Source organism: Agrobacterium tumefaciens str. B6 (assembly GCF_001541315.1).
Classification (GTDB): domain Bacteria; phylum Pseudomonadota; class Alphaproteobacteria; order Rhizobiales; family Rhizobiaceae; genus Agrobacterium; species Agrobacterium radiobacter.
Window position 1 is genome coordinate 1 of record NZ_LMVK01000025.1, and the last position, 16,631, is coordinate 16,631.

At 57.1% G+C, this 16,631-nt stretch carries 15 protein-coding genes and 5 pseudogenes; 7 read left to right on the top strand and 13 right to left on the bottom strand.

All coding sequences use genetic code 11. From position 1 onward, the window contains the following. Positions 1–219 precede the first annotated feature (219 nt). From ASB65_RS27560 to ASB65_RS18755, 4 genes and pseudogenes are all read right to left on the bottom strand, one after another. Positions 220–438 (bottom strand): annotated as a pseudogene (locus tag ASB65_RS27560) (AraC family transcriptional regulator); the annotation flags it as partial. Between the two features lie 85 nt (positions 439–523). Continuing rightward, positions 524–922, bottom strand: a complete 399-nt coding sequence (locus ASB65_RS18745; RefSeq protein ID WP_060725013.1) for a hypothetical protein — start codon at positions 920–922, stop codon at positions 524–526. 226 nt (positions 923–1,148) lie between these two features. Further along, complete coding sequence (locus ASB65_RS18750) at positions 1,149–1,538, bottom strand: hypothetical protein (RefSeq protein WP_060725014.1); 390 nt, start codon at positions 1,536–1,538, stop codon at positions 1,149–1,151. A gap of 174 nt (positions 1,539–1,712) precedes the next feature. Continuing rightward, positions 1,713–2,024 (bottom strand): hypothetical protein, encoded by a 312-nt coding sequence (locus tag ASB65_RS18755; protein WP_060725015.1) that lies wholly within the window; start codon positions 2,022–2,024, stop codon positions 1,713–1,715. 238 nt (positions 2,025–2,262) lie between these two features. Here ASB65_RS18755 and ASB65_RS18760 point away from each other — a divergent pair, with 238 nt between their 5' ends. Next, complete coding sequence (locus tag ASB65_RS18760; protein ID WP_060725016.1) at positions 2,263–2,631, top strand: hypothetical protein; 369 nt, start codon at positions 2,263–2,265, stop codon at positions 2,629–2,631. Between the two features lie 85 nt (positions 2,632–2,716). Here ASB65_RS18760 and ASB65_RS18765 read toward each other — a convergent pair whose 3' ends face one another. The 3 genes and pseudogenes from ASB65_RS18765 to ASB65_RS18775 all read right to left on the bottom strand — a co-directional run bounded on the left by ASB65_RS18765 (position 2,717) and on the right by ASB65_RS18775 (position 5,175). Beyond that, positions 2,717–3,346 (bottom strand): hypothetical protein, encoded by a 630-nt coding sequence (locus ASB65_RS18765; RefSeq protein WP_060725017.1) that lies wholly within the window; start codon positions 3,344–3,346, stop codon positions 2,717–2,719. Positions 3,347–3,612: 266 nt separating this feature from the next. Next, positions 3,613–3,972, bottom strand: a pseudogene (locus tag ASB65_RS18770) (Lrp/AsnC family transcriptional regulator); the annotation flags it as partial. A 27-nt stretch (positions 3,973–3,999) separates the two neighbouring features. Next, positions 4,000–5,175, bottom strand: a complete 1,176-nt coding sequence (locus tag ASB65_RS18775; RefSeq protein WP_060725018.1) for a hypothetical protein — start codon at positions 5,173–5,175, stop codon at positions 4,000–4,002. Positions 5,176–5,524: 349 nt separating this feature from the next. Here ASB65_RS18775 and ASB65_RS18780 point away from each other — a divergent pair, with 349 nt between their 5' ends. The 5 genes from ASB65_RS18780 to ASB65_RS18800 all read left to right on the top strand — a co-directional run bounded on the left by ASB65_RS18780 (position 5,525) and on the right by ASB65_RS18800 (position 11,442). Continuing rightward, positions 5,525–5,809 (top strand): YMGG-like glycine zipper-containing protein, encoded by a 285-nt coding sequence (locus ASB65_RS18780; protein ID WP_003524016.1) that lies wholly within the window; start codon positions 5,525–5,527, stop codon positions 5,807–5,809. Between the two features lie 209 nt (positions 5,810–6,018). Further along, complete coding sequence (locus ASB65_RS18785) at positions 6,019–6,693, top strand: response regulator transcription factor (RefSeq protein ID WP_060725019.1); 675 nt, start codon at positions 6,019–6,021, stop codon at positions 6,691–6,693. Beyond that, positions 6,680–8,044, top strand: a complete 1,365-nt coding sequence (locus tag ASB65_RS18790) for a sensor histidine kinase (RefSeq protein WP_236734569.1) — start codon at positions 6,680–6,682, stop codon at positions 8,042–8,044. Before ASB65_RS18785 ends, ASB65_RS18790 begins: the two co-directional genes overlap by 14 nt. Positions 8,045–8,290: 246 nt before the next feature. Beyond that, positions 8,291–9,484, top strand: coding sequence for an efflux RND transporter periplasmic adaptor subunit (locus ASB65_RS18795; RefSeq protein ID WP_060725020.1), 1,194 nt, complete (start codon positions 8,291–8,293; stop codon positions 9,482–9,484). An 8-nt stretch (positions 9,485–9,492) separates the two neighbouring features. Continuing rightward, positions 9,493–11,442, top strand: coding sequence for a MacB family efflux pump subunit (locus ASB65_RS18800; RefSeq protein ID WP_060725021.1), 1,950 nt, complete (start codon positions 9,493–9,495; stop codon positions 11,440–11,442). 53 nt (positions 11,443–11,495) lie between these two features. Here the strand turns inward: ASB65_RS18800 and ASB65_RS28975 are convergent. The 4 genes and pseudogenes from ASB65_RS28975 to ASB65_RS18815 form a co-directional block, all read right to left on the bottom strand. Further along, positions 11,496–11,804 (bottom strand): annotated as a pseudogene (locus ASB65_RS28975) (recombinase family protein); the annotation flags it as partial. Between the two features lie 106 nt (positions 11,805–11,910). Further along, positions 11,911–12,108 (bottom strand): hypothetical protein, encoded by a 198-nt coding sequence (locus tag ASB65_RS18805; RefSeq protein ID WP_060725022.1) that lies wholly within the window; start codon positions 12,106–12,108, stop codon positions 11,911–11,913. 520 nt (positions 12,109–12,628) lie between these two features. After that, entirely contained in the window at positions 12,629–13,681 is a 1,053-nt protein-coding gene (locus ASB65_RS18810) for a sensor histidine kinase (protein ID WP_060725023.1), read from the bottom strand. Further along, entirely contained in the window at positions 13,678–15,120 is a 1,443-nt protein-coding gene (locus tag ASB65_RS18815) for an ATPase domain-containing protein (RefSeq protein WP_060725024.1), read from the bottom strand. The genes ASB65_RS18810 and ASB65_RS18815 overlap by 4 nt, the downstream gene beginning before the upstream one ends. Before the next feature lie 216 nt (positions 15,121–15,336). On the opposite strand from ASB65_RS18815, the pseudogene ASB65_RS28980 reads away from it, so the two are divergent. After that, positions 15,337–15,555, top strand: a pseudogene (locus ASB65_RS28980) (IS110 family transposase); the annotation flags it as partial. A gap of 171 nt (positions 15,556–15,726) precedes the next feature. Here ASB65_RS28980 and ASB65_RS18825 read toward each other — a convergent pair. Both ASB65_RS18825 and ASB65_RS28300 read right to left on the bottom strand, forming a co-directional pair. Next, positions 15,727–16,131, bottom strand: a complete 405-nt coding sequence (locus ASB65_RS18825; protein ID WP_060725026.1) for a nuclear transport factor 2 family protein — start codon at positions 16,129–16,131, stop codon at positions 15,727–15,729. Between the two features lie 244 nt (positions 16,132–16,375). Further along, a pseudogene (locus ASB65_RS28300) lies at positions 16,376–16,507 on the bottom strand (IS110 family transposase); the annotation flags it as partial. Positions 16,508–16,631 lie beyond the last annotated feature (124 nt).

The following is a 16,631-nucleotide window of genomic DNA, read 5'->3' on the forward strand; positions in this document are numbered from 1 at the left end:
GGCTGACATGCCTGCTCAACCGCTGTGGCCTTGAATTCGTCGGACCAGACCCGCCGCAACTGTCGCGGCGCCCCGTCAAGGCGATCGGGCACCGCCTCGATCATTCGCATCAACCCAAGGCTAGCCGCAGGTCTAGACATAAATCCTCACATTCAGAGAACTCGTATGCCCGACATACCCTACTCAGCATCAGCCGCGCCAGATGGGGTCTCCTTGCCGCTTACTGTGAACAAGACGGGCGAGCGAATTCTCACTCATCGCCACTCGTTTTGCCCATTGCGCCATCGTACTGCGATCGGACGGATTATCCGCCAGTTCCGACGCAATATGCGCGAGCCTTGATTCACCCGTCAGCGGCAGATGGAGATGCTCTACCGGCATTCGCGATAATACCGACAGAAGCAACGTCGTCATGAGTTCCGAGTGCGCGGTCGCAACATCAGCGTCAGGCGACGCTGAACCGGGCCGCTGCATTTTCACTTGTCAGCGAAAAAGACACAAGAGCGACAGGACACGCAGTCCGTCAGGTAGATTTGTCGAATACATCTGCTTCGGCTTGGGTCGTGAAGGTGAATGTGATCAGTTCACTGTCATCGTCCTGACGGATACCGATTGCGGTCACAATCAACCGAGCGATTTCATCCTGGGCCTCACTTCCCGAACGATACGACCCCACTGCTTTATCAATGGCTGGGCCAAATACCTCGCTGATTACACCAAGGCGCATATTGTATTTCATGATGATATCCCGATCCTCGATAATCGCCGCCTGTTCGGCCTTGGGGATGCCGGCATTGTCCATTGCGGTTATCGTTGCATTCGTCGCAAGCTTGATCGGACCTTCTCCCAGCCACCGATCAACCATTTGGTGGAACTGGAGCATTCGCTCGGCAGGAATTGTTCTCTGCACAGTGATCGACATTTGGGTTCCTTCTGAGCTTCCGTGTAACTGCGGCTTTCCGCTTCGCACCATTTATGGCACAAGTCGACGGTCACTATCCTGATATTAAAATGGCGTAGAGAGTTCCAGGTGGTTCAGGCTGGACCATTTTTTCGAGAAGGTTGCATCCCAAAAGGACTTTAGGCCGGCAGCAGGCGTCCTTTCGGGAGCCGGCTTTCTGAAGTTTTCTGCTCGACCTTTTCTAACCTCACATCCTCCGTTGGGCAGCCTTCAATGAGCTGGAGTGTTCGAAAACGTCTGTGGCGTTACGCTGTTGCAGGAAATGCCGACTTTCGGCCAGTATCTCGCGATACCGCTGGATCTTGGCGGCGCTCATCCTGCGTAAATCGTCCTTCGATACCGTTGCCGGCTGAACTGGAAAAGCCGCTTCGTTCTCCAGAAGGTCGAGCAAGAGATTTCGGATAACGACGTTTTCCTCTCGCAGTTTCGCAAGCTCGAGAGCCTTCTGGCTGGATGAAAATCGCCGCGCGATAGCTTTGTCGATTTCATGTTCGACGAGAAGAGTCTTGGCAGCGTAGTACCGACACGCAAAGAATGTCGCCACGAGCGCGCATAATGCGAAAATAATGTAGATCATACCGACCTCCAGGTTAGCCTGAAAATCGATATTCGAGAGCCGGTTTTCAAGACGCAATCGAGCCAGTCAACGGCAATGACAGCGTCTTGGGGGCAGGCCTCGTAAATATATCAAGTCGCCTCCCGTTTGGACGGCGACTATCACGTGCTCGCAATCAGATGTTTCAACACCTTGTTACCGTAAAAGGTAGGTTACCTTCCTAACAGGGTATGCAAAAGGCTGACCATTTTCAAAGACGAAACCCTTACGGTACATGCAACTGCGCACCTCGGTAGCGCCGTAGGCGCCTGCATAGAGAAACGCCTGGTCATATGATGGGTAGGTTTCGAAGCTGCACCTGTCGAGTGCGGCACGATAGGCAACCTCAAGTACGTGGTTACCTGTCACCGGGACAGTACCATAAAGATGCAATTGGGTCCGTGCTTCCGCGACTGCAGCCGTAAAGGTAACGCTTAAGACTACGCTTAAAGCCAGCTTGAATTTCATGACGCGCCTCCGAAGAAATAATCGTGACGGCAACGGAGATTTCGTTCAGTTGGTTCCCTGGCTTAGAGGTATTTCATGATTGTGGCCTGTTATCTGATAGCCTCGCGGGCGGAAGGGCATACCACTTTCTTCTCCGTCCAGAGCCGACCCAAGAACTGGCTCCAGCTTTGCGACCCTATTCCATGCGGTTAACGATAAGGCGTCGCATATCTCAGGACATTGCATAAGGAGGAGTGACATGCTGCGCTGGCGGACATGCGAGGAGATTATCAAGCGTGGATTTGCACAACTCATGAAAGCGGAAGGGTTAGCAAAGGCGGATCGCAACTGGCGCCGCGGACATGACGAGAGTCGGCTTGTTTTGAACCTAGAGGCAAGCAGTTCGAGTGCTGGTGAAAATTCGAAGTTCGCGATCAACCTGGATGTCTTCGCGGCCGCAATTGTAGAGAAGGGTGGACATCGCGCATTCAACCGGAAGGCATCTGCTCCAAGCGCAAATCCGGAGCCGCCCACGAAAAATCGCCTGCGGTCGCGATCATTGACGGACCGTGACGCCAGAAGCGAATCGGAATCCAATCTTAGCGGCGATAGAGACAAAGGTGTGTGACTGCCTAAGGCGGCTATTGCATTGCGGCCCCCGGGTGATAGCCGACGGCGGTATACTTCCGTAGACGGAACTGGGCTGTGATTGCCTACCGAAGGAACCCATCGCGGCCAAACGCCTCCCAGCCACGAAGATCGGCCGCGCCCTCATCGGCCTTATGGTCCAGGTTCTCGTTCATCCTCGACTTCTTCCCGAGCGATCGAGCCAGCTTCCTCTGATAGGCTGCCTTCTGTCGCTTCTCAGCTTTCGCCCCGCCCCCCCCCCCCCGCCACTCTTCCACGACCCCTCGATCGAGAAGGTCCTCGACCATCTTCGGATCGAAGACGTGGAAAGTGATCCACCGGGCACGGCCGTTCAGTCGCACGGTTCTCGTCCCCGCGCTCGTAAGACGCCCGTCCGCAAGCCAGCGATGACGCTCGCCCGTCTTAATGGCCAGGATGTCCTGTATCTCGCGTGGGATCACGGGAAGGGTCTCAGCTTCCAGCATCACTCGGGAGACGATTCCCGCCGCGGTATCAAACGAGTTCCTCGCGGTAGCGGGCATCGCGAGGGTGATCTCGTTGCCTTCCAGGCTGATCGATTTTTTCGAAGTTGCAGGAAGTCGGGCCTGCATTTCCTGCAGGATGCCTTTCGCTCGCACGGACGATCCGAGCGTCATTGCGGGCGATAACGTCCACGTCCTGATCAATTCGATGTCACTCTTCTCGATCTTCCGCATCCCTCCTAAATAGTGCTGATCTGTTTATGGTTCAACGAGGCGAGCTTTTCGGTTCCCGTGCGTCCGAACCATTCTACGCAGGTTCATCGCCCCCCGCTTATCGAGTAGGACCTCCAAGTCCGGAAGCTGAGTGTCTTGGTCATAAAGCGACGAATCCCGTGACTGGAATGCGCCAATAGCAGCCGTGGCACCTTCGGCAGTTTCACCCCCTTGCAACTTCGGAAAGCAGGAGCAAAACCGAAGCAGAAATTCGGGCTATTGCCAGACTATCCCTTCATCATCAGCTCACGCCCGATACGTTTGGCGGGCTCGCTGCGCAACACAATTGCCGTGGTGACCGAGCCGTAGCGCGCAACAGCATCGACGATGCTTTCCAGCTCGGCCCGCGACGGCACAATCACTTTCAGATGGAAGCAGTCTTCTCCTGTCAGCCTGAGGACCTCGATAACCTGCGGCATCTCTGAAAACTGCTTGAGGCAAGTTTTGATGTATTCGTGCGTGGTGCGCAGGCGAACAATTGCCATCTTTCCAAGTCCTCCCGCAGCAGGATCGATAACAGCCCGGTAACCGTTAATGACCTCGCGCTCTTCGAGCCGCTTTAGACGTTCCGACGTTGCTTGCTGGTTCGCCAAGCGGACTAAGCCGCCATTCGTCTAATCGTTCAGGCTCTTTAGAACTTGTTGATAGAACGGGCCTTGCGCATTCTCAGCAGTAGACCTTACGACCCATTCCCAATCCAAATTCAGTTTTCCTGCCGGGACCATTTGCCGCGCAATCTCAGCCGGTGTGGTTTCGTTGCTGGTTCCGTTCTCCCAGTCGTGAAAGGCTGATGAGTATCGAACGACCGCTCCACTGATCGGCAAATCGAGCAACCCTCCCTCGGCAAAAAACATCAACCCGTCGCCCATTTCTTCCCCGATGAGTTTGAGCCGACGTCCCAAACGATGCTTGAGGATGGCTACAAACACTATCGCTGCGGAAAACGTGAATTTGTCGACAAGCACAACAACCTGCCTGCTTGCGTTTTCAGAGATGGCGTCGATCAAGGGCATCGTTTGAAGGAAGTCACCCCCGGTGTTTCCACGAACGTCAATCAAGAGTTTTTTGTTCGAGCAGGTGCTTACATGCTCCGCTGCGCCAGAGATGGCTTTCGGCAGTGCACTTTCGCCTGGATCGAAGAAACTTGGCAATAGTATTGAAAGCCCAAGCCCCTGCCAGTCCTTAATCTCCACAAATCTCTCGGGTTTCCAGGCCGGATCAGCCTTGCCATGCTCGTTTCTCGGGTAGAGCATCGATGCAGGAACCGTATGCCCGTTCTCCACTTTCAAATCGGTTATCTGACCGTTCTCGTCTTTCACGCGATATTCAGTCGTATTCTCTTTTGAAGAAAACCCGAGGTGAGCCAATGCATACGGCCATGCGAAAAGAATCGGTCCGATGACCCGTTTCCTCTGGCGCGTTCCCGCCAGAAATTTCTCTGCGGCGGCTTCAATTTGGCCCAAAAGTGTGCCGTTGACTGCTATCAGCTCTCCTCTTGGAGCAGTTGTTTCCAGCGCCGTGTCAGTCAACTGCACCACCGTACCAACGCTCACAAACCTCAGCGGGAGCACCGAGATGGAATCGTTCGGGATCAGCCGTGTGTGTCCGTTGTCTGGAAGTGCGAGCAGGCGCATCGCGGAAAACAGAAAGGCCTCCCTGGAGCCCTCCAAAGCGTATCGTCGAGTGTCACAAATGCAGCTGTCTATCGTCGCCTGTTCGATCCGCCGAAAGCTGGGGTCGGTTGGCAGGACAGTTTCCAGAATTTTCTCGAGGTCTTGTGTCAGGGACATGATTCACGGTGCGCATAGTTGCTCGTCGATGTCCAGATTGGACTCGAGGCTGTCCTTCGTCGCGCCGGTTGAACGTCGGCAAGGGTCTGCTCTAGTCATTTCGACCCCTCATCCTCAAACGCAGCGATGAACACGGCGACGTTGGAGCCTATCGATTAGGCTGGCGGAATTCCCTGAGAATAGCTTATCGCGAAGACGCACATCCTACACGAATTTGCGCTTTCGACCGGTATCGATACCGACGGTTCTGCGTAACTTCCACGTAATTTTCGGTGTCCATACGTCTCCGCCTTGGTGCGTCTCAACGGCCGACGGGCGACCGTAGCGGCGATGGCTCGAAAGGACAGACATGAAAAAGATCATTTCAGGCGTACTCGTTTGCTTGACGCTGACAGCGTGCAGCCAGACGGAAAAGGGCGCGGGCATTGGTGCGGCGAGCGGCGCTATCATCGGTGGGTTGGCAAGCGGCACTTGGGAAGGCGCTGCAGTGGGAGCCGCCGCAGGTGGCGTGGGAGGGGCAGTGGTAGGCAACATCAGCGAACGTAACGACAGGAACCGCCGCGACCGCTGGGAACAACGGGACCGCCGCGACTACGGATGCAGATACCGGGATCATTACGGTCGCTGCCGATAAAGATTGCGGCCTGGGTGGCGCACGTCAAAGGCGAGAAGGATATCGGGCGGACTTCGGTTTCTCCGGTCTCCACGTCCGCAGCAGTTTCATGATGTCCCACAACCTGATGGTGAGGACTCACGACTGTTGAGTTTATCTGAACCAGAGCCGTAGTTTTGCAGTAAAGACTATCGGGAATGACGGTCCGAGACTTGACTGATTAGGCGACTATGAAACTTCTACTTATCGAAGACGATCCGGAAATGACGGATGCGTTGAGGGTGGCCCTCTCGCAGCATGGCATCGTATTTGACGCTGTTGGAGATCTGGCGATGGCGCGGGAAGCAATCGCCATGGCGGATTACGATATTGTCCTTATCGACCGGCAACTGCCGGATGGCGATGGCAGTACCTTCCTCGCCGATTTGCACCGCACGGGTTCAAATACGCGATCGATCATCATCTCCGCTCTGAGGTCGACCGACGAGCGAATTTCCGGCCTCAATGACGGCGCCGATGACTATTTGCCGAAGCCGTTCGAAATTCCCGAGCTGATTGCCAGAATGAGCGCTGTGCTGAGGCGGGTGCCGACAGCAGGCCCTTTCGTCCTGTCGGCAGGAAACGTTACCTATGATCGGGTTTCATGCGATGTGCATGTCAACGGCGTCCGGCTTGCGCTCACCCGAAGGGAACTGCTCATCATCGAAACTCTTTTGAGAAACCGTGGTCGTACCGTGTTGCGTTCGTCCCTTGAGGGTCAAGTTTATTCCTTTGACGATGAGATCCAGTCGAACTCGCTGGAGTCCAACATGTCTCGCCTGCGCCGAAAGCTTGGCGAAGCGGAGGCCGACATTGTTATCAAGAACATTCGTGGCATAGGCTACTATCTTCATGAGCAGAAATAGGCTGACCAGCACATCCCTTCGCTGGCGATTCACGTTTGGTTTTATTGTCCTGCAGCTCTGCGCGGTCATCGCCTCGCTCAGCCTGGTTTTCTATCTCCTTTCTGGCCTCAAGCCCGATGTGGCGATCACGTCCATCTGGCTGTCTCAGGAAATCGCAGACTCGGTCCGTCTAGAGCCGAATGGCCGGGCCAGTCTGGTGCCGACGACAAAACTTAAAGAGATTATCGAGGACGCGCCTGACCTGTGGTTCGTGGCAGACCTTGGCAAAGATATTGTCCTTGCACACGGAGCGCCTCCCGGGAAAATTGCCGACAACATGCCATTCCTGCGGACGTTCAGAAGTGTCGAGCTCCATGGTGATCTGAATGATCCGTTGAGTGTCGCCCGCATGGAGCGTTTCGAGACAGAGGCCGGTGAGGCGACGATTTTTGCTGGCGGTGTTTCCATGTCCCAATATGGTGTGACCGTGCTGCTGGGGAACCTTGCCATCGGCGTGCCGGCGCTGATCCTCGTCGCCATCTCCCTGATTGGCGTCCCGTTTGTCACACGCTGGGCTTTGCGGTCCTTCAGCGATCTGACCAGGCGCCTCGACCGGATCGACCTCGACACACGTGGCGCCCTGGTGGAAGAGCGTGGCTTGCCCACTGAGGTGCTTCGTCTGGTGCGCGACATCAACAGGGCAATGCGTCGTCTCGATAGCGGCTTCGAGGCCACGGAACGCTTCTTCGTCAACGCGGCCCATGAACTTCGAACGCCGATTGCTGTCCTGCAGGTGAGAATCGATACGCTTTCACCAGGTGCGGACAAGACACACCTGCAGACGGCCATCAAGCGACTTACAGCAATCGCGAACCAGCTTCTCGACACCGAGAAGTACCGGCAGAAGCCCCAGCAGGATGCGCCTGTCGATCTCAACAGCGTTGTGTCTAAGGTGGTTGCCGACCTTGCTCCACTGGCGATTGCCGAAGGTTACGAGATTTCGTTCGATAGCGATGCGGAAAACCTGTTCGTTCCCGGGGATGCCGAAGCTCTGGAGCGTGCATTCGTCAATCTGGTCCGTAATGCAGTCCAGTATGGAGGCGGAAGAGGACAGATATCGGTCGGTATTGAGGCTGACGGCAGCGTGACTGTCGCCGATCAGGGCTGCGGAATTGCCGGCGATAAGCAATCGCGCATATTCGAACCGTTCTACCGGGTCAGCCCTCACGGCTCAGGTGCGGGTTTGGGGCTCAGCATGGTCAACGAGATCGTCACCCGTCACGGCGGCTATGTTGAGCTTTCGTCCGCTCCAGGCAAGGGCAGCACATTCGCCGTACGCTGGCGCGAGAAGCGCGTTTTCCAGCAACGGTAGGCCCGTCGTCTGCGCCAACTGGTCGAGGCATCTTCGTCCGTCGACGTTGGCTGAGCACGGCCGCGATCGCTTGATGTCTCGCGCGCAATCTCTGGCACGCCATCCACATTGCAAGCACTCTTTGCCGATCGGTTGATCTTATAGCGCGTGCCAAACGGATAGGCGCGACGACCGCTCTCCGTAATTTTCAGGTAACTCTCGTGACAGAGAAAGCCCGCAAATTTCAATAGCATGGGCCACGACTAAATGACACGACACATTACCCGCAAGCGTTTCATCCTGGCGGCGGCAACCCTTGTCGGTCTGCTGGGCGTCTGGCTGCTGTTTCTGCGTCCGCCGGCGAAGCCTGAACTGGTGACGGCGCAGGCGCGAACGGGTGACATTGAAGAGGTGGTGCTGGCGAACGGGGTTCTCGAACCGCTCGAGCTGGTGCGTGTCGGCGCCCAGGCGTCGGGTCGCGTTGAGCATCTGGCTGTCAAGATCGGTGACATCGTCGAGGCTGGCCAATTGGTGGCCGAGATCGCTTCCCAGACCCGGCGCAACACCTTGCGGGACCGCGAGGCCGCTTTGGCCAACATCCGCGCCGTTCACGCCGTGCGCAGCGCCGGTCTGGTGAAAGCCGAGAAGGATTTCGAGCGCGAGCGTGACCTGCTGGCAGGTGGTTCCACGCCGCGCGCGCAGTATGACGCCGCGGTTGCCATGCGAGACACCGCGCGGGCCGAGGTTCAGTCGCTGGACGCTCAGGTCGCCCAAGCGCAGGTTGCGCTGGAGTCTGCGGGTATAGAGTTGGACTATACCCGCATCACTGCCCCAATCGCCGGCACAGTGGTCGCGATCGTCACTGACGAAGGTCAAACCGTGAATGCCCTGCAAACCGCGCCGACCATCGTCATGATCGCACGATTGGACACAATGACGGTGCGCGCGGATATCTCCGAGGCTGACGTCGTGCGTGTACGGCGAGGCCTGCCGGTCTGGTTCAGCATTCTTGGCGATCCGAAGCGTCGTTTCGATGGGGAGTTGCGACAGGTGGAACCGGCCCCGGCCTCCATCGCCAACGAGAGCAACGCCGCCGCGAGCCGGATTGGCTCAACCAACGGCGCGGTCTATTACACCGGGCTGATCGACGTGGCGAATGCGGACGGGGTCCTGCGGCCCTCCATGACGGCGCAGGTGTCTATAGTTCTCAGCCGCGTCAGCGGCACCGGGCTGGTTCCGCTCAGCGCAGTGGAAGGGGCGCCCCGGGCCGGCGATACGGCGCGTGTGCGCATACTGGACGCGATAGGTGAGGTCCAGATCCGGCAGGGCCAGGTCGGCATCGATAACGGCGCGGACATCCAGATCCTGAACGGTCTTCAGGCAGGCGAGACCATCGTCCTGGGAGCGTCCACGGACGAGCGCACGGATGGCCAGGCTCAACTGGCCGCGGCGAAGCGATAGGGCGCGCTATGACGGAACCACTGATCCGCGTACGTGGGGTATCCCGCGCTTTCCCCGCAGGCGACGAGATGGTGCGGGTGCTGAAAGACGTCGACCTCGACATCGAGGCCGGCGAGATGATGGCCATCATCGGTGCTTCTGGCTCCGGCAAGTCGACCCTGATGAACATCCTTGGCTGCCTCGATCGTCCGACGGACGGCAGCTACTGGATCGAAGGGCGCGAGACGTCGAAGATGTCCGTGGACGAACTGGCGGCGCTACGCCGTGAGCGTTTTGGTTTCATCTTCCAGCGCTATCATCTGCTTGGCGATCTCAGCGCGGCCAGCAACGTCGAGGTGCCAGCCATCTATGCCGGACGCAGCCGATCCGACCGGCACAAGCGATCGATCTCCTTGTTGACCCGGCTGGGCCTGGCCGAGCGGACGGGCAATATCCCGGGCAAGCTTTCGGGCGGCCAGCAGCAGCGGGTGTCGATCGCCCGCGCCCTGATGAATGGCGGCGAGATAATTCTGGCCGACGAACCGACCGGAGCGCTGGATACGCACAGTGGCACCGAAGTTATCAAGATCCTGCGCGAGCTTCACGCCGAGGGGCACACCATCATCCTCGTCACTCACGACAAGAAGATCGCCGAACACGCGGATCGGGTTGTAGAGATCAGCGACGGCGTTATCATTTCCGACGAACGCAATATATCCAAATCCGCCGCGACGGCCCGTCCCATCCGCGAACACGCGCCAGGCTCTGGCTGGCGCGGCGCAATTGACCGGATGACTGAGGCCTTTCGTATGGCGGGCGCGGCAATCTGGGCACACAAGATGCGATCGCTTCTGACCATGCTCGGCATCATCATCGGTATCGCCTCGGTGGCAGCTATCTCGGCACTGGGAGCCGGCTCGCAGCACCAAATCCTGAGCAGTATCAGTTCACTCGGCACCAACACCATCGAGGTGCGGGCCGGGAAAGGTTTTGGCGATCTGGAAGCGGGCAAGATACGGACCCTGGTTCCCGCCGATGCCGAAGCGCTGGTGAACCAGCCCTATGTCGACAGCGTGACACCAACCGTCACGACGAGCGTAACCGTCAAGCGCGCCGCCGTGGCCGTCAATGCGTCAGTAACCGGTGTCGGCGCGGACTTCTTTCGCGTACGGGGCCTTGAGCTGGCGCATGGACAACTGTTCGACGCCCAGGACGTTACCGCCTACAGCCAGAATGTGGTGATCGATGCAAACGCTGCGCGAGACCTGTTTCCAGACCGGGTTAACCCGGTGGGGCAGGTCATCCTTCTGGGCACAATGCCGGCGAGGGTTGTAGGTGTGACGAAACGGGAAAACTCCTTCGGCCCGGCGGTTGATACGTTGACCGTTTATGCGCCTTACACAACCGTCATGGGCCGCATGCTGGGTCGTCCGAACGTCGACGGCATAACGGTCCGTATCAGAGACGATGTCGATCCGGGCAATGTCGAGGCCGCAGTTTCTCGCCTTGTCGAGCGTCGGCATGGCGCCAAAGACTTCTTCCTCACCAACTCGGCGACCATTCGCGAGACTATCGAGACCACCACGCAAACCCTGACGCTGCTGATATCGTCAGTCGCCGTGATCTCGCTGATTGTCGGCGGCATCGGCGTGATGAACATCATGCTGGTCTCCGTGACCGAGCGCACCAGGGAGATCGGGGTTCGTGTGGCCGTCGGCGCGCGCCGCAGCGACATCCTCTCCCAGTTCCTGATCGAGGCCATTCTGGTCTGCCTTGTCGGCGGGTTCCTGGGAGTCATGCTCGCCCTCGGGATCAGCGCTCTTTTCAATTTGCTAAGCCCAGACTTCAAAATGATTTTCTCCTCGAGCTCCATCATGGTGGCCTTTACCTGCTCGACCCTCCTTGGAATTATCTTCGGCTTCCTTCCCGCCCGCAATGCGGCAAAACTTGACCCGATCGAAGCCTTGGCTCGTGACTGAGCCTTCTCGTAGCGGGCGGACAGGGAACGCTGACGCAAGAGATCGAGCTCATACTCGTTGAGGCTGCCCTTCAACCCCAAAAGCAGACGGTCGTTGCTCTGGCGGGGTGCATAAACCGCTTCCTGGTCGATCAGGATGGTATCAACAACACGGCACATCTCGATAAGTTGCTGCCAGTCCCGGCTGTTGCGGGCGAAGCGCGATACCTCACGCGCGGCCACGGCGCCAACCTTGCCAAGGCAGACTCCCGCCACCATCCGGTCAAATCCAGCGCGGGTCACGCCGCCGGCGGCCGAACGACCAAGGTTGTCATCCACCGTGTCTATTTGTGACCATCCAAGCGCTGCCAGCCGGTCGCGCATGGCGTACTGGAGGGCGCTGCTTTCTCGATTGTGCAGAACCTGATGAGCTTATGACTGCCGAACATACAGGATGGCCTTCCGCTCCAGATGATGCGGCCCGATCTTCTCATGCATCATGGCCGGTCTCCTTCTGTTGGGAGACCCGCTCGCACCTTGCATGATCGACGAACAGCCGCACGACGAGCACCGTCAGTGCCTGGCGGGTTTCCTCCGGCAACTCCGGCCATTGCGGCATCCCTGCCGTCTTTCCCCGCTGCGGGGCCCAGAACAGATCGAACTGGTATGTCATGGGCTGGTGAGGCATGGACATCTCTCCGACTCAATGCTGCGCCCATTACCGAAGATTGCGATGAGGCATCAGCGTCCTTCAGCAATCTTGCCAAAATATGCAGGCTTGCGAGATCGACGTGCGGAACCGAAAGGCTGCGCCAGGATCCACTCACAGATCGGTCGAACATCCACGACGGGACGTCAAGAAGTCGATCAGAGGAAGCACCAGAAAGGCTGCAGCGGAAAATATGCGTCCTTTTGGACAGCGCCTCATGGACGTGAACGAGGCGCCCCGACCAGGGATGCCACGGATACAAAAGCTCGCGAACCTCGGTCCCGTGGGTGTTCTGTCGTCTCGTTGTATAACGAGTTCCGGCCACACAGCGCGATAGGCAACAAAGTGCCGATTTCGCTCATGAACGGCTCATAGGCGCCACCGCCGCACCGAGTCTTAACCCCGGAAAATTCCAGCTCCCGCTGGCCCAAATTCGGGGAGCACCTCACAAAACCGCTGGAGCGAACTCAAAACTGGATAAAACTTGGGGGCAAGGTCACTAGCTGAGCTGCTTTTCGGGCTTTAACCGCGAAACTGGTCCGGCAACGCGACAGCGAAACCCCTGGATGTCAAACTGCAGTTCAGACGCTGTGCCAAATAGCGACCCTAAAGCCGAACGAATATAGCGTGTGCCGTATCCTTGGCGGCTCGGTGCGACTGCGGGCGGGCCGCCTCGTTCAACCCAGCTCATACTGAATAGCGGGTCCTTATCGTCGGTTACTTCCCAAATCACCTCCACGCTACCCTCAGGAACAGAAAGCGCGCCATATTTGATAGCATTCGTCGTTAGCTCATGAACACAAAGAGCGATGGTCGTCCCGGCATCCCGGCTCACAACTATGTCCGGTCCGGAAACGGCAATTCGGCGACTGCCATCACCGTTATAGGGAGCGACAGTCGTCGCCAGGATCAAGGAGAGGCCAACCTCTTCCCCGCCCGCCTCGAAGACTGCGGAATGAACGCCCGAAAGGGCCTGAAGCCGCGCGCCAAAATCACCCGCCAGTTCGTCCACGGATGCAGCGCCTCTTCGCGTCATCTGGAAAATGGAGGTGACGGTGGCGAGGATGTTCTTGACGCGATGGTTCAGTTCCAAACGCAGTTCTCTCTCCCGTTCGATTGAATCCCGGACTTGCCGCTGCCGTAATCTCACCAGAAGATTCAACTGAACAGCGTTGACTAACTCCAACGGCGCGATCGGACGCAAATGGAATAGAAGGCGGGATTTTGGCCATTCCGCCTGTAATCGATCGCGAATGCCTTGCACCGGTGCGGTCTTCTCAAGAAGGACGATGATCGGTATTTCTGACCAATCGGGTTGCGCTTTCAAGTGGTCGGAAAGCTTCGTCAAGACCGAGGGAGTGAGCGCCTCGTGCGTAACAATGATGATGTCTGGTGACGAACAAAGAAGACCTTCAAGATCATCATCGACCTTGGCCGAGACCACACCCACCTTTTGGTCTTGCAAAAGAGCAGCAATGTAATCAGCGTCTTTTCGAAACGGGGCAAGGACCAGCACCCAGTCCCGCTCATTTTCCTTTGACAGCCCGTTCATTTTGGATCGGGAAGCGGGTTGTAGGCCACCACGCTGACGCTACCGCTTTCGATGATCAGTTCCCGCACGTCCAGATCATGCGGGCCGTGACGCTTCTTCACTACAGTAATATTCCGACGGAGGCGCCCTTCATGTTCCATGATCCGCAACAGCAGAACTGTATCGCCGAGGAAGCTCACATCGACGTCGATCCCGACATTCTGCCCGAGGAGCCCGTGCTGCGCCACAATGAGCATGGTCAACACCCCGGAGCGCGCCAGGTACTTTAACAGGGACTGAATGTCGCGCACCGCTTTGTCCCGGTGTGGCAAAGAGTTGAGGTAACCGGTCAGACTGTCAATGACGACGACTTTCGACTTGTTCTGCGTCACGGCATCCTGAACGATCTGGCCGAATTCACCCGGTGAGATTTCGTTGGGATTGAAGTCACGAAGTATCAGCCTGCCATCCTTATGAAACTGCCTGAGTTGCATGCCGAGACCTTCGGACCGACGAAAGAAAGTTTCCAGTCGCTCCTCAAACAGAAAGAGGGCTACGTTTTCTCCCCGTTCAAGTGCCGCTGTCGCATACAGTGATGACATCGTGGATTTTCCGGTCCCGGCTTGACCGATGACGAGGGTTGTCGTTCCGGCTTCCTGGCCTCCTCCGAACATCTCGTCAAGTTCGGCAACACCGGATTTGATCAGTTGTGGCTTTCCGGCGTCCGATGCGGCGCTTGGCATAATTCGAGGGAATATCACCACGCCTTCGCCTTCCCTAATCGCCATGTCGTGATAGCCGTCGGCAATCGGCACGCTGCGCATCTTGGAGATCTCGACACGGCGGCGAACACCGCCGTACTCCTCCAGCGACTTGTCAAAGCGGATTACCCCGTGGGCCAGTCCCTCCACCTCTTCGCCGCTTCGATCAAAATCTGACGACTGTGTGTCAAGCAGCAGCGCCACAACATCCTGCTTGGCAAGGAAGGCCTTGAAGGCGATCAACTCCCGGCGGAACCGGGGAGAATCTCCCGTTATCAAGCGGATTTCGAGAAGCGAATCATAGACAAGCCGGCGCGGTTTATGTTCCTCAATCGCGGCCTCAATCGCCTTGCGTGTCTCGTCAAGCCGCAGGTCTGACGTCATGAATATGCTTTGATCATCGGCCTCGTTTACAGAGCCGGATGTTGCCAGCTCCTCAATACGAATACCGTCAAGTGTCCAGCCGTGCGAGACCGCAATCGCCTTCAGCTCGGCAACCGTTTGCGAGAGCGTTACGTAAATGCAGCTTTCGCCAGCGGCAACACCGGCTCGCAGGAACTGAAGGGCGGCGGTGGTTTTGCCCGATCCTGGAGCGCCCTGCAAAATGTAAAGATTGGATGCTGGAAGACCACCACGGAGAATTTCGTCAAGCCCCGCGATACCGGTGCTGACGACAGAGGGCATTTTCGGTTTCGGCATATTCACCTTCCGCTGGCCACGTGCATTAAGATCGAGGTTGCCTCATTGCAGTATCTATATTTTTCTTTTTCAAAACATCAACTCGTTCGACATTTATATGCAGTTTTGAGAAGGGGTTGGTGTCAATAAAGGCATGTCATGTTGGTTATGGGATGGCCCGCCCTTCCGAGGACATCGAGTATGATGTCCTTTTCTTGAAGGGAAAGGAGCAGAGCCATGCAGATTTCTATCTTGGGCATCGACATCGGGAAGAACAGCTGCAGCGTTGTTGGGGTAGATGACCGCGGCGCTGTAGTTGTCCGCCGGACAATGCGGCGACACACATTGATTGAATTCGTTGAGAAGCTACCAACCTGCGTTATCGCGATGGAGGCCTGCTGTGGTGCTCACCATCTTGGCCGGCTCTTTGCCGCGAGAGGCCATGTAAGGCTCCTGCGGCTACCTTGATTCCGGCGAGACCGCGTCGAGAATTCCCGCTTCCCCGTCCTTTCCGGCCGGCGCTTCTCTAATCGGCGGGCTGAGGTCAAGCTGTTTCGCACCTTTTTTGAAGGCGGGACGAGGCTAGTCCATCGTCCACAGCCGCCCAAAGCAGACCTCTTTGATCCGTTAACCAATGGGCAAATGCAGTCTCGGCTCGCTGGTCTTGAACCAGGCTTTCGCGATCTTGCTGTCCTTGATCTCGTAGATGCAGACCACGTCGATTTCCCCCTTTCCTTGAGGAAAGGTTCGCGTGACGGTTTCGTGATCGATCACGACATTCCCTACAACGATACGTGTGAGCAATTTGCCGTGCAGATCAGGCTCTTTGAACCGCTCGACGTGACGCGCTCTTATGTCCGCAGCGCTTGCAGCAAGCAGAGTGGTTGGGAAAGCGTAATACTGGCAGTCGTCTGTCCACCAACGCATGAACGCGTCAATGTCCCGCGCATTGTAAGCCTCAAGCTGTTTTTGGACAGGTAGGGCAACGTCTTCCAAATTATGGTCCTCACTGAAATCTTGAAAGTGGATCATTTACAGATATCGCTGGATGTCTGCAAAGGGGCGCTTTCCAGCCGAAAGCGCTGCTTTACATGAGCAGGTGTTCTCTGTCTGCGTCCGGCTCATGCAGCGTTCAACGTCTTTTCGCGGCCCGCGCTTCTCTCCGGGATCGGCACTCGGCCCTCCCATGATGGGGTCCAGTAGATAATGCGGTCCAATCTATGATGCATCCTGATGACAGATCATCGGTATAAGCGCCGGCACGAACTCACATCACCATCTTTTCGCTTCCTGGCGATAAAGCTGTCAACAGCCATGTCGATTTGCTCAATTCCAACAAGACAAATATCGCGCCAAGATCGACGAGGGGCGTGGTCTGTGCTTGAGTTTGATCTGCTGTTTTCGGCATGGTTGGCCCTCCCAAGGGTTTTATAGCGACCTTACTCTGTCACGGTGCGGGCCGTTGCTCACCCCTAATGGGATCTCAAGGCGCTAACATCGCTCGCGTTCGCAATCGCGCCTAATCGGAAACA

Coding starts and splice junctions, on each gene's coding strand:
- ASB65_RS18745 (WP_060725013.1), bottom strand. CDS start 922: ATGTCGATCACTGTGCAGAGAACAATTCCTGCCGAGCGAATGCTCCAG.
- ASB65_RS18750 (WP_060725014.1), bottom strand. CDS start 1,538: ATGATCTACATTATTTTCGCATTATGCGCGCTCGTGGCGACATTCTTT.
- ASB65_RS18755 (WP_060725015.1), bottom strand. CDS start 2,024: ATGAAATTCAAGCTGGCTTTAAGCGTAGTCTTAAGCGTTACCTTTACG.
- ASB65_RS18760 (WP_060725016.1), top strand. CDS start 2,263: ATGCTGCGCTGGCGGACATGCGAGGAGATTATCAAGCGTGGATTTGCA.
- ASB65_RS18765 (WP_060725017.1), bottom strand. CDS start 3,346: ATGCGGAAGATCGAGAAGAGTGACATCGAATTGATCAGGACGTGGACG.
- ASB65_RS18775 (WP_060725018.1), bottom strand. CDS start 5,175: ATGTCCCTGACACAAGACCTCGAGAAAATTCTGGAAACTGTCCTGCCA.
- ASB65_RS18780 (WP_003524016.1), top strand. CDS start 5,525: ATGAAAAAGATCATTTCAGGCGTACTCGTTTGCTTGACGCTGACAGCG.
- ASB65_RS18785 (WP_060725019.1), top strand. CDS start 6,019: ATGAAACTTCTACTTATCGAAGACGATCCGGAAATGACGGATGCGTTG.
- ASB65_RS18790 (WP_236734569.1), top strand. CDS start 6,680: ATGAGCAGAAATAGGCTGACCAGCACATCCCTTCGCTGGCGATTCACG.
- ASB65_RS18795 (WP_060725020.1), top strand. CDS start 8,291: ATGACACGACACATTACCCGCAAGCGTTTCATCCTGGCGGCGGCAACC.
- ASB65_RS18800 (WP_060725021.1), top strand. CDS start 9,493: ATGACGGAACCACTGATCCGCGTACGTGGGGTATCCCGCGCTTTCCCC.
- ASB65_RS18805 (WP_060725022.1), bottom strand. CDS start 12,108: ATGCCTCACCAGCCCATGACATACCAGTTCGATCTGTTCTGGGCCCCG.
- ASB65_RS18810 (WP_060725023.1), bottom strand. CDS start 13,681: ATGAACGGGCTGTCAAAGGAAAATGAGCGGGACTGGGTGCTGGTCCTT.
- ASB65_RS18815 (WP_060725024.1), bottom strand. CDS start 15,120: ATGCCGAAACCGAAAATGCCCTCTGTCGTCAGCACCGGTATCGCGGGG.
- ASB65_RS18825 (WP_060725026.1), bottom strand. CDS start 16,131: ATGATCCACTTTCAAGATTTCAGTGAGGACCATAATTTGGAAGACGTT.